Raw genomic sequence first — 12,316 nt, 5'->3', positions numbered from 1 at the left:
GATATATGCTAGAGGTTATAACGCTGGATTCAGGCGTAAGACTAATTCTTAATTCTATGGATTCAGTGAGATCCGTATCCATAGGTATATGGTGTAATAACGGTTCAGTAAATGAAAATAATGATGAACAGGGGATTTCGCATTTTATCGAACACATGCTCTTTAAAGGAACCAAGAATAGGAATCACTTTCAAATAGTTAATGAGATAGATCGACTTGGCGGACAGATGAATGCATTTACCAGCAAAGAGTGCACTTGCTTCTACGTGAAGTGTCTTGATGAGCATTTTCGTGCAAGCGCTGAAGTGTTGACGGATATGATCTGTAATCCCACTTTTCCAGAGGATGAACTTGAGAAGGAGAAGGGCGTAGTAATTGAAGAAATTAATATGAATGCAGATGATCCTGATGAAGTAGCCTTTGATATTCTTGAAGACAATGTATACAAAGGTATGGGGATGTCACATCCTGTACTTGGAACAAAATATACAGTTTCATCGTTTACACATGACAAACTTGATAAATATTACTTTGACCACTATACAAGAGATGAAATTATAGTGTCGATTGCTGGTTCATTTGATAGAAAAGATGTAATCGAGTACTTTGAAGACGAGTTTTATAATCTAAAAGAACGTAGAGAATTTATTACTGACAAAAATATCTCCGCATCTTGTGATGGCGGATATATCGAAGTAACGAAGGTTATCGAACAAGCGCATATTGCGATGGGAATAAGACTTTTTCCTGCTAAAGACCCAAGAAGATACCCTATGATGTTGCTATGTAACATTCTTGGAGGCGGAATGTCATCGCGATTGATGCAGAATGTTCGTGTTAAGAAGGGACTTGCTTATTCAGTATACTCTATGACCGGATTTTACAGTCATACGGGACTCTTTGTTATATGTGCTGGTGTTGCTAAAGATAAGGTTGATGAAGCTTTAGAGGCAATCAAAGAAGAGCTAGATAGACTTAAGGATGATGATATTAGCGTTGAAGAATTCCAGAGCTCAAGGGAGCAGCTTAAATCCAGCTTTATATTCGGACAGGAGAGTGTGCAGAATCTTATGATATACAATGGGAGAAATCTCCTTACTTACGGAAGGTCCATAACTCCTTCTGAGGTTCTGCAGATGTTAGACGACATCACATTGGAAGACATAAACAATGTAAAAAAAGAAATTTGTGATTATAGTAGGCACACCATTATTAATGTTACTGGTAAAAATTAAATGTAAATTGTAATGTGTTTTGTTATTAAGTAACGTAGCTTTGAAAGCTTAAATGTCGTAGTTTATTATCATTTTTTAGAAAGGATACATTATAAATGGAATTAAAATTCAAATCACTCAGTGGTTCACTTCCTACTTATGCAACGGACGGAGCATCAGGCATGGATCTGCGAGCTTTTATAGATGAGCCTGTAATTTTAAAACCTATGGAGAGGAGACTTATTCCGACAGGATTATTTGTTCAAATTCCAGAAGGTTATGAAGGACAAGTTAGAGCAAGGTCGGGACTAGCTATTAAACACGGAATAGGTCTAGTTAATAGTATTGGCACTATTGATTCCGATTACCGAGGAGAACTTAAGATCCCTGTGATTAATTTTGGAAATGAATCCTTTACGATAAATAATGGTGATCGCATTGCGCAGCTCGTAATTGCTTCTTATGAGAGAGTAGCGCCGATAATGGTATCCGATTTAGATGAGACTGATCGCGGAGAAGGCGGTTTTGGACATACAGGGGTGAAAGGATAGATGATTTTACGTGATGACCTTGAAATGAGAGAGTTTAATTTCCTTGATGAGCGAGCTTCAAAGTCAAAGGACTCTTTGGGTCGCGATGTAAACGAAGATAAGTGTTCTTTTCGAACCGACTATCAGCGTGACAGAGATAGAATTATCCATTCAAAAGCATTTCGTAGGCTAATGCATAAAACACAGGTATTTCTTGCACCAGAAGGTGACCATTATAGAACCAGGCTTACACACACCCTCGAAGTTGCTCAAGTTGCTCGTACAATTGCAAAAACTCTCAATTATAACGAAGATTTAACGGAAGCAATTGCTCTAGGGCATGATCTTGGACATACACCATTTGGACATAATGGAGAAGATGTTCTAAACAGGATTCATATCGGTGGATTCAGACATAATGAACAGAGCCTGAGAATAGTAGAGCGTATTGAATGCACATCAAAAAGAGTGGGGCTTAACCTTACAAAGGAAGTAAGAGACGGAATTCTCAATCATAGGGGGGAAGGTATTCCTATAACACTTGAGGGTCAGATAGTAAAGATAAGCGATCGTATCGCTTACATTAATCATGATATAGATGATGCAATAAGAAGCAATGTAATAACAATCGACGCACTTCCTACTGAAGATCTCGATGTACTTGGGCATTCTCATAGCGAAAGGATAAACAACCTAATCGCTGATCTTGTGACATTTAGTGACGGAAAAGACAAAATCAGCTTAAGTCCTGATTTTAATAGAGCTCTTCTCCATTTACGAAAGTATATGTTTGAACACGTATATTGTAGTGAGCTCGTTAAACGTGAAGAAGATATGAATAAAGTTGAAGTGGTTATTACTGCACTTTACAACTATTTCATTAAACATCCAGAGAAGCTACCTGAACTATACAGGGAGGTAGCCTTAGAGGATGGAAATGCTACAGCAGTAAAAGATTATGTCTCAGGAATGACAGATAGATATGCGATATCACTCTATTCCGATTTGTTTGTTCCTCGTGGATGGACGGAATTTAAGTAAGCAATTTGCTTAAAAGGAGAAAACATGGCGATTGGCAGTAGCTTTATCGATGAGATAAAGTCAAAAGTTAATATTGTGGATGTCATTGGTCGTGAAGTTCCTCTAAAACAAAGTGGTAGCAATTTTAAAGGGCTTTGTCCATTTCACAATGAAAAGACACCATCATTTATGGTAAATGAGCAAAAGCAGATTTTTAATTGTTTTGGGTGCGGTGAAAAAGGTGATGTAATCCATTTTGTGCAGCGGTTTAATAATATGGAGTTCATGGAGGCGTGTGAAAAGCTAGCTGAAGAATATAATATTGAGATCCCAAAGCACGGAACACGAAGGAAAGAAGATTTATCTCGATATTATGAGATTAACTCTATAGCTGCAAGATTTTTCTTTGATAACCTCACGAAACATGCTAATCCCGGATATACATATATTCGCAAAAGAGGCATTAGCGATGAGACAATTAAACGTTTTGGACTCGGATATTCCCAAAATTCTTGGAACAGCCTGCATAAATTTCTACAAGATAAGGGCGTATCAGATGAAGATATGCTTAAGTTAGGATTGGTAACACAAGGGAAAAAAGGTATTTATGATAAATTCCGAGGAAGACTTATGTTCCCAATTTTTAACACCCAAGGAAAAGTAATAGGTTTTGGAGGTAGAGCTATCGGCGATGAGATGCCTAAGTATCTAAACTCCTCTGAGAGTGAAATTTTTCTTAAAAAAAATAATCTTTATGCTTTAAACTTTACTAAGAAAAGTATAAATGATACAGATCAAGTTCTTATCGTTGAAGGATATATGGATGCAATATCCTTATATCAAGCTGGAATTCGAAATGTTGCTGCTTCGCTCGGCACAGCTCTGACAGAGAACCAATGTCAGCTTATTACTAGGTATACTAAGAATGTTGTGTTATCATATGATTCTGATTCGGCTGGTATAAAAGCAGCTCTTCGAGGAATCGATGTAATGCGAAGTTCAAATGCAAACGTAAGGATTTTACACGTAACTGATGGAAAAGATCCTGATGAATTTGTAAAGAAATATGGAAAAGAGGATTTTTTGAAGCTCGTTAACAGTGCCGCTCCATCTACAGAGTTCGTGCTAGAGATGTTGAAGAAAAATTTCAATCTTAGCGACAACCTTGAGATTATAGAGTATATAAGGAGCTGTGTTCCAGTATTAAAAAAGCTAGGTGCTGTTGAACAGGATTTATATGTTAAGAAGCTTGCCTCAGAATTTGATATATCTGAGCATGCTATACTAACAGAGATAGCTTCAGATGAAAGCAGACAAAGTACTTCTTACCAAAAGAATTTGCGTGAAAGGAAAGAATTCAAGACTGATAGCTTTGGAAATGATGAAAGGCTTGAAGTTTCCATTCTCTATATTTTAACGAGGGATGTGCGATATATCGATACTTTTAGAGAAGATGATATAGAGTTCAGAACTGCTCTTGGCAGAGAGTTTTATGATGTTGCAAATAAACTAATTTTGCAGAACAGAGTGTCTGAAATTAATATTGACGACATATATAAAGAGCTAGATCCTGAGGACGAAAAGGCTCTTAAAAAGATATTATCATCGATAAGAATTGGTGCGGATGAAAGTTCGTACTACAGAGAATGTTATGTTAAATATGCGCAGATGCATTACGGAGAAAAAATAATAGAGCTACAAAATGCGATTGCTGTCGCTGAGAAGCTGGGTAATGAAGAAGAAATCTCGCGTCTTGCTATGCAGTTACAAGATATTGAAGAGAAGAGGAGAAAGGTTAGGTAAAATATGCCAAAGAAAGAAGCAACCGAAGCACCAGCTAATGAGCGCGTTGAACAGGCTGTGGAAGAGATTATGAGACTCTCTGAAAACATCGGCAATGAAATAACTCTAGCTGAGATTGGAGAACATCTATCGAGAATAAAACTAAATAAAGATCAGATAGATGAAGTCTACGACTTGGTGGAAAAAAATGGGATTAGTATAGTTGATACAAGGGAACCTAACGGCAACGAACTTGAAGATGTTGAGGAAGATGACGTAGATGTTGATGATGGACTAGTTCTTAAGACAAATGGTGAAATTGATGTAGATGCAACTGTTCCTAAATCGCTACCTACTGATGATGCAGTCAGAATGTATCTCAAGGAGATTGGTAAAGTGCCTCTTCTTACAGGAGCAGAAGAGCGCGAACTTGCAATCCGCATGGAACAAGGCGACGAGGAAGCTAAGAAGAAGCTGTGTGAATCAAACCTAAGACTTGTCGTAAGTATTGCTAAAAGATATCTAAACAGAGGACTCAGCTTTCTCGATCTTATTCAAGAAGGTAATCTCGGTTTGATTAAAGCTGTTGATAAATTTGACTATACGAAAGGATATAAATTCTCGACCTATGCTACTTGGTGGATAAGACAAGCAATTACTCGGTCGATTGCCGATCAGGCTAGGACGATTAGAATTCCTGTTCATATGGTTGAAACCATCAATAAGTTAATCAGAATATCTAGACAGTTACTTCAAGAGCTTGGGCGTGAACCTACTTCTGAAGAAATCGCTAAAGAGATGGGTATAACGGTAGAAAAGGTTAGGGAAATAAAGAAAATTTCTCAGGATCCAGTTTCTCTTGAGACACCGATTGGTGAAGAAGAAGATAGCCACCTTGGCGATTTTATTCCCGACGATGATGTACCAGCACCAGTAGAAGCAGCTGCATATTCAATGCTTAAGGAACAGCTGATGGAAGTTCTTGACACGCTATCAGATAGAGAAAAGAAAGTTTTAATGTTAAGATTTGGTCTTGAAGATGGAAGACCACGCACCCTAGAAGAAGTTGGTAAAGAGTTTAACGTTACGAGAGAACGAATTAGACAGATTGAGGCTAAAGCGCTTAGAAAGCTTCGTCATCCTAGTAGAAGTAAGAAGCTGAGAGATTATCTGGAGTAAATATGAAGATTAGTGACAGAATAAAAGCAATATGCGCTGCTGTCACATCTGGAGAGACAATTGCGGACATAGGCACAGATCATGCCTATGTCCCATTAATTCTATATAAAAATAATGTTTCTCCACATGTGATTATGTGCGATATTAGTGCTGACTCTCTATCAAAAGCCAAAAAAAATTTTACCGATGCCGAAATTGATATGCCTGAATCATCATTTAGAGTGGGTGATGGGATTGATGTAATCGAAAAAGGGGAAGTCGATGCCCTTATCATTGCTGGACTTGGCGGAGTAACTATTGTAGATATTCTTTCGAATGATATCGATAAATTGCAGAGCTTTAAAAAACTAATTTTACAGCCTCGAAACAATAGTGGTCCATTAAGAAGTTTCTTATATAGATATGGGTTCGATATCACCGATAACAAGCTCGTAAAAGAGGGTAAATTTTCATGTGAAGTTATTGTAGCTGTTAGAACATCAAATATTAACAGAGAAAATGGTTCAAGCTCCGAAAGGGAGCTGCCTTATAAAGATACTGATATAAGATGGCGATATCCAGAAGGCATTATAAACAATGATGCATCAGTGGTTAGTAAAAGACTTGGTCATGCTATAGAGAATCACAAAAGGGAAATTGAAAACCTTAGACGCGCTAAACACGACCAAAGTGATAGAATAGCTATGCTTAAAAAGGAGCTTAATTATCTGTACACATTATTAGGAGAATAAGAGAATAAATGGATAAAAAATTAAATTTCTTTACTGTAGCGACGATGTACATAGGCGTAATAATGGGTGCTGGTTTCGCTTCAGGAAGAGAATGCTGGCAGTTCTTTGGTATATTTGGCTATAACGGATACAAGGGGATTCTGATAACAGGTATAGGTTTCCTAGTTGTATCTGTGATGATAAGCTACATAGCTATTTCCACACATACAATTCAATTAGGTGCGCTTATATCACCTGTTGAGTCAAAATTAATTTATAAACTCATTGAGAATATCCTTGCAATTATATATTATTCAATGTTAATCGCTATGGCTTCAGCAGGTGGCTCGCTTTTAAATCAGATTTTGGGATTACCCCAATGGGTCGGAGGTGCTATTATCACTGCTCTAACACTACACACCGTTTTGGGAAGCTTCTCTCGTATGTCGAGCATTTTCAAAAAGTTTGTACCAGTTTTATTTAGCATTTGTATTTTAGCAATAATAATAGTACTGCTTACACAGAACAGAGTGAGTGAAAGTAATTTATTGATAAGTCATAGCTCATGTATTTCATGGCAAAGATCATCGATGCTTTTTCTCTCATATAACTGTATGGGTATGATGACTGTCGCTGGATCATGTGCAGTTTCTGCTAGGAGTACCAAGCATGCGATTAGTGGAGCAATATTGGGAGTAATTCTATTAACTGTTATTACATTGATGCTTCTAACTGTTCTGCTTATAAATCCTGGATTTTCAAGTAATTTAAGCCTTCCAATGGTTGGATGGTCAGAAGCTATTAACACAAAGTTCGGACTTCTTTATGCGTTTGTTTTAATGGGTGCTATATATCAGACTGCAACTAGTACTTATTATGGCTTCAGTATCACAATAAATAATACACCTATGAAGAAAACAATCCTTTCAATTGGAGCGATAATTGCTTTTATTGCTGGATTAACGGATTTTAAAAAAATAGTAGCGATATTGTATCCAACACAAGGATATATTGGGTGTATCATTTTAATTTTAGTGGCATTAAACTTTATTAAAATAATTATTAATAAATTAAAAAAATTTAATTGTGGATAAAAATGTATCCAATATATATTTTGCACAATGTATTTGTGGTATCATTATATCCTGAAATGGGTAAACTGGATGATCGCGTGATGTAACAATCACGAGGAAAGTCCGGGCTCCATAGGGCGAGGATGCCAGATAACGTCTGGCGTAGGTAACTATAGGGAAAGTGCAACAGAAACATTCCGCCGAAACGGATAATGCCGTGGTAAGGTTGAAATGGTGAGGTAAGAGCTCACCGGTATCATGGAGACATGGTGGCCGTGTAAACCCCATCCGGAGCAAGACTAAGATAGGCATAAAATGCGGCGGCCCGTCGCAGCCGGTAGGTAAGTCGCTTGAAGCAGCTAGCGATAGCTGTTCTAGATGGATGATCATCGTATACAGAACCCGGCTTATAGTTTGCCCATTTTAATTTAGGGATATGAGTGAAAGGACCTCGATATCTCTATCGAGGTTTAGGTGACCATATGAGATTAGGTATTGATGTTGGATCTACGACGGTAAAACTTATCGTTTTAGATGATTCAAATAGTATTGTGTATTCTAGATATGAACGTCATATGTCGAATGTTTTCGACAAAGTTGCTGAGCTTATTACTGATATGACGAAGGAGCTTTGCGATATTGAAGTTAATGCAGTTATCACCGGTTCAGGTGGTATGGCATTAGCACAGATTTTGGGAATAAAATTTGAACAGGAAGTAATTGCATGTAGCAAAGCCATCGAAACAATAATTCCTAAGACAGACGTAGCTATTGAGCTTGGTGGAGAAGATGCTAAGATTACTTTCTTCGAGTCAACTATTGAGCAGAGAATGAATGGTGCATGTGCAGGTGGAACCGGTGCATTTATTGACCAGATGGCCGTTCTTCTTCATACTGACGCACAGGGCCTCAATGAAGCTGCGAAAGAGCATACGATGATTTATCCGATTGCATCAAGGTGCGGAGTATTTGCAAAAACTGATATTCAGCCGCTTATAAATGATGGTGCAAAAACCTCGGATATCGCAGCCTCAATTTTTCAGGCAGTTGTAAACCAGATGATCAGCGGACTAGCATGTGGTCATCCGATTAGAGGACATGTTGCATTTCTTGGCGGTCCTCTTCAGTATTTATCTGAACTTAGAAAAAGATTTGTTGAGACTCTTGGACTTAGCGAGGATGAGGTTATTTTTCCTGAAAATGCAAAATACTTCGTTGCCATTGGAGCAGCCATTCTTGCTGAAAAAGAAACCAAGCAGGTAGAACTCAGTAAGTTAATTGACTTAGTGAAAAAAGCAGATCCCGCTTCCGCTGGTGGAACGGTTTATCTCGATCCATTATTTAGAAATAAAGAAGAACTTGCAGATTTTAGAGCTCGACATGCCAAAGCTAAAGTAAGAAGAGCTGATATATCAGAACAATCTGGTCCTTTGTTCCTTGGAATCGATGCTGGATCAACAACAACTAAAGCGGCGCTTATCAATAAGGATAAGGAGCTCGTTTTCGAGTACTATCAAAGCAATGAAGGTGATCCGCTTAACGTTGTTCGTAACATCATGAGAGAGATTTACGATAAGATGCCCGAAAGTGCTTTTATCGGGAGATCTGTTGTTACTGGCTACGGAGAAGGTTTGATAAAAGCGGCCTATAGGCTTGATGGTGGTGAGATTGAGACTATGGCTCACTATAAAGCAGCTGAAGAATTTCTTCCAGGCGTTACATTTATCCTCGATATCGGTGGACAGGATATGAAATGCATGAAGATTAAAGACGGCGCCATCAATAACATTATGCTTAATGAGGCTTGCTCAGCTGGATGCGGATCATTTATCGAGACCTTTGCTAAATCTGTAAACACAAGTGTTGAGGAGTTTGCTGAGGATGCACTTGAATCAAAGATGCCAGTAGACCTCGGTACTAGATGCACTGTATTCATGAATTCAAAAGTTAAGCAGGCACAGAAAGAAGGGGCTACAGTTGCAGATATTTCAGCTGGACTGTCTTATTCAGTTATTAAAAATGCACTATACAAAGTTATGAAGCTCAGAAATCCTAGTGAGACAGGTGACAAGGTTGTAGTGCAGGGTGGCACGTTCTTAAATGAGGCAGTTTTAAGAAGCATTGAGCTTGTGTTAGGCAAGGATGTAGTAAGACCAGATGCTTCGGGACTCATGGGTGCCTATGGTGCAGCTATTATAGGATCAAATGAATATGCGGATGGTGAAAAGTCGAGCGTCCTAACTAGGAATGAACTAGACGGATTTTCAGTTGAAACTAGTAATGATAGATGTCAGAAATGTGGTAACCACTGTCTTCTGACGATTTCAACATTCTCTGACGGCAATAAGTATGTATCAGGAAATAGATGTGAAAAGGGGGCTGGCGAGACAGTTGAGCCGCATAACAATCCTGATTTATACAAAGAGAAACTAAAGCTTTTATTCGGTAGAAGAAATTTAAAACAAGAAGAAGCAAAGCGCGGAATAATAGGTATTCCTCGTGTACTTAATATGTACGAAGATTACCCATTCTGGCATAGTTTCTTTACAACATTAGGATTTAGTATCGTATTAAGCCCTCAGAGCTCTAAAAAACTGTATGAATCTGGTATGGATAGTATCTCGTCAGATACTGCGTGTTACCCTGCAAAAATCACACACGGTCACATCAAATGGCTAGTTAATAAAGGTGTAAAGAGGATTTTTTATCCATGTGTTAACTTTGAGGTTATTGAGGATAAGACTGCTGCAAACCATTATAATTGCCCAATAGTAGCCACATATCCCGAGGTTATAGATAAGAATATGGCAGACTTATTCTATGAAAATAATGTGGAGTTTTATCACCCATTCCTGCCATATGATAACGACGATAGAATGGTTGAAGAGCTCTATAAATTCTTCTCTGGAAAGAGAAAGATTGACGTCGATAGAGCAAATCGCACTGATTCGATAAATCGTTTTGAAAATGATACGAGAATATATAGCTTGTTCGGATTAAATCTGTCTCGCTCCGAACTTAGAGAGGCTATCAGAGCTGGTAGAAAAGCTTACCAAGAATTTAAGGCTGATATGAATAAACTCGGCGATGATGCTCTTAAGTTTATGGAGGAGAATAATAAGAAGGGTATTATTCTTTCAGGCAGACCTTATCACCTGGATCCTGAAATTAATCACGGAATTAACAACGTGATCAATCAGCAGGATATGGTTGTCCTCACAGAAGATTCCGTTTCGAATAAGATTGATATTGCTCGTAATGTCAGAGTGCTTGATCAGTGGACATACCATTCTAGGCTCTATAAAGCAGCTGTTTTTGCAGGAAAGAGAGATGATATTGAACTTGTTCAGCTCAACTCGTTTGGCTGTGGACTAGATGCCGTTACTACAGATGAAGTTGATGAGCTACTAGGTCAGAACAACAAACTTCATACCGTGCTTAAGATCGATGAAGGGTCAAATTTAGGTGCGGCCAAGATTAGAATCAGATCATTAAAGGCTGCACTTGATGAAAGAGATAAGGCTGGAACCCATTCAGAGGGTATAAATGAACCATATAAGAGGGTAATATTTACGCCGGAGATGAGAGAAGAATATACGCTTCTCGTCCCTCAGATGTCTCCGCTTCATTTCCAGTATTTCACACCAATTTTACGAGCAGCCGGATACAAGGCAGAACTGCTACCTGAAGCAACTAAAAACTCAGAAGAAGAAGGTTTAAGGTATATCAACAATGATGCTTGCTACCCAACTATAGTCACATTAGGACAGATTATTTCTGCTTTAAAATCTGGAAAATATGATCTAAATAAAGTTGGTGTGTTCATGTCACAGACTGGTGGTGGTTGCAGAGCTAGTAACTATGTTGCACTTCTACGTAAGGCTCTCAAGGATCTTGGAATGGAGCAGGTTCCTGTAATTTCCTTTAATACAGCAGGGCTTGAAAAAAATCCAGGCTTTAAAATAACTCCTAAAATGGGTTTAAGCCTTGTGTTTGCCGTTAACTATGGCGATTTAATAATGAAATGCTTATATCGTACAAGACCATATGAAAAGGTTAAAGGCAGTGCAGAGAAAATTATGCACAATTGGCATGATAGAATAGTTGAGAATGTTTTAAACTGTAAGGCAAGTACCTTTAAGAAGAACATAAAAATGATTGTTAAGGAGTATGACACTCTGCCAATTTATGAAGATGTTAAAAAACCAAGAGTTGGTGTCGTAGGAGAGATACTAGTTAAGTATCATCCAAATGCTAATAATAACCTCGTTGAGATTATCGAAGAAGAGGGCGGAGAAGCAGTGGTACCTAGCTTTATTGATTTCTTTGAATATGGCATGCTCAATAAGCAGTTTAACTTCAAGAACCTTTCTGGTTCTCGTAAAGAGATGATTTTTAATAGTGCAGCTTTAAAGGCTATTGAGCACTATAGAGAGTATGTAAGAAAAACTTGTAGAGCTAGTGAAAGGTTTGAACCGGATCACTATATAGAAGAGACTGCACTTAATGCTGAAAACATTCTTTCTGTTGGTAATCAGTGTGGAGAAGGCTGGCTCCTAACGGGAGAGATGGTAGATTTAATAAATTCTGGGGTAAAAAATATTCTTTGCCTACAGCCGTTTGCGTGTCTACCTAATCATGTCACAGGTAAGGGCATGATTAAAGTTCTTCGAAGCTACGATGAGGATGCAAATATCGTAGCTATAGACTATGACCCTGGTGCAAGCCATGTAAATCAGTTAAATAGAATCAAGATGATGATGTCTACGGCTTTCAAAAATCTTGAAAAGAAGTAGTTTGATATGCTA

At 38.1% G+C, this 12,316-nt stretch carries 8 protein-coding genes and 1 other RNA gene; all 9 read left to right on the top strand.

The annotated features are described in order from the left end of the window. Window positions 1–5 precede the first annotated feature (5 nt). The 9 genes from Q7O90_RS01520 (at window position 6) to Q7O90_RS01480 (ending at window position 12,304) form a co-directional block, all read left to right on the top strand. Entirely contained in the window at window positions 6–1,235 is a 1,230-nt protein-coding gene (locus Q7O90_RS01520; RefSeq protein ID WP_304126600.1) for a M16 family metallopeptidase, read from the top strand. A 95-nt stretch (window positions 1,236–1,330) separates the two neighbouring features. Further along, entirely contained in the window at window positions 1,331–1,765 is a 435-nt protein-coding gene (gene dut / locus Q7O90_RS01515) for a dUTP diphosphatase (RefSeq protein ID WP_304126599.1), read from the top strand. Further along, window positions 1,766–2,785, top strand: coding sequence for a deoxyguanosinetriphosphate triphosphohydrolase (locus Q7O90_RS01510; RefSeq protein ID WP_304126596.1), 1,020 nt, complete (start codon window positions 1,766–1,768; stop codon window positions 2,783–2,785). Between the two features lie 24 nt (window positions 2,786–2,809). Further along, on the top strand, window positions 2,810–4,567 hold the full coding sequence (gene dnaG, locus Q7O90_RS01505; protein WP_304126593.1) for a DNA primase: 1,758 nt from the start codon (window positions 2,810–2,812) through the stop codon (window positions 4,565–4,567). A gap of 3 nt (window positions 4,568–4,570) precedes the next feature. Further along, a complete protein-coding gene (gene rpoD / locus Q7O90_RS01500; protein WP_304126591.1) occupies window positions 4,571–5,725 on the top strand; it encodes an RNA polymerase sigma factor RpoD in 1,155 nt (384 codons plus the stop codon). A gap of 2 nt (window positions 5,726–5,727) precedes the next feature. Then, on the top strand, window positions 5,728–6,456 hold the full coding sequence (locus Q7O90_RS01495; RefSeq protein WP_304126589.1) for a tRNA (adenine(22)-N(1))-methyltransferase: 729 nt from the start codon (window positions 5,728–5,730) through the stop codon (window positions 6,454–6,456). An 8-nt stretch (window positions 6,457–6,464) separates the two neighbouring features. Then, window positions 6,465–7,529, top strand: coding sequence for a YkvI family membrane protein (locus tag Q7O90_RS01490; RefSeq protein ID WP_304126587.1), 1,065 nt, complete (start codon window positions 6,465–6,467; stop codon window positions 7,527–7,529). A gap of 57 nt (window positions 7,530–7,586) precedes the next feature. Further along, window positions 7,587–7,933: RNase P RNA component class A (gene rnpB, locus Q7O90_RS01485), an RNA gene on the top strand. A 57-nt stretch (window positions 7,934–7,990) separates the two neighbouring features. Next, window positions 7,991–12,304, top strand: a complete 4,314-nt coding sequence (locus Q7O90_RS01480) for a 2-hydroxyacyl-CoA dehydratase (protein WP_304126584.1) — start codon at window positions 7,991–7,993, stop codon at window positions 12,302–12,304. Window positions 12,305–12,316 lie beyond the last annotated feature (12 nt).

It is taken from the genome of Mogibacterium diversum, assembly GCF_938028775.1.
In the GTDB taxonomy this organism is placed as follows: Bacteria; Bacillota; Clostridia; order Peptostreptococcales; family Anaerovoracaceae; genus Mogibacterium; species Mogibacterium diversum_A.
Note: the sequence above shows the minus strand (reverse complement) of the source record. Positions and strands in the feature narration are given on the sequence as shown.

Bases quoted from the DNA above. Each gene is read 5' to 3' on its own strand.
- Q7O90_RS01520 (WP_304126600.1), top strand. From the start codon at position 6: ATGCTAGAGGTTATAACGCTGGATTCAGGCGTAAGACTAATTCTTAAT.
- dut (WP_304126599.1), top strand. From the start codon at position 1,331: ATGGAATTAAAATTCAAATCACTCAGTGGTTCACTTCCTACTTATGCA.
- Q7O90_RS01510 (WP_304126596.1), top strand. From the start codon at position 1,766: ATGATTTTACGTGATGACCTTGAAATGAGAGAGTTTAATTTCCTTGAT.
- dnaG (WP_304126593.1), top strand. From the start codon at position 2,810: ATGGCGATTGGCAGTAGCTTTATCGATGAGATAAAGTCAAAAGTTAAT.
- rpoD (WP_304126591.1), top strand. From the start codon at position 4,571: ATGCCAAAGAAAGAAGCAACCGAAGCACCAGCTAATGAGCGCGTTGAA.
- Q7O90_RS01495 (WP_304126589.1), top strand. From the start codon at position 5,728: ATGAAGATTAGTGACAGAATAAAAGCAATATGCGCTGCTGTCACATCT.
- Q7O90_RS01490 (WP_304126587.1), top strand. From the start codon at position 6,465: ATGGATAAAAAATTAAATTTCTTTACTGTAGCGACGATGTACATAGGC.
- Q7O90_RS01480 (WP_304126584.1), top strand. From the start codon at position 7,991: ATGAGATTAGGTATTGATGTTGGATCTACGACGGTAAAACTTATCGTT.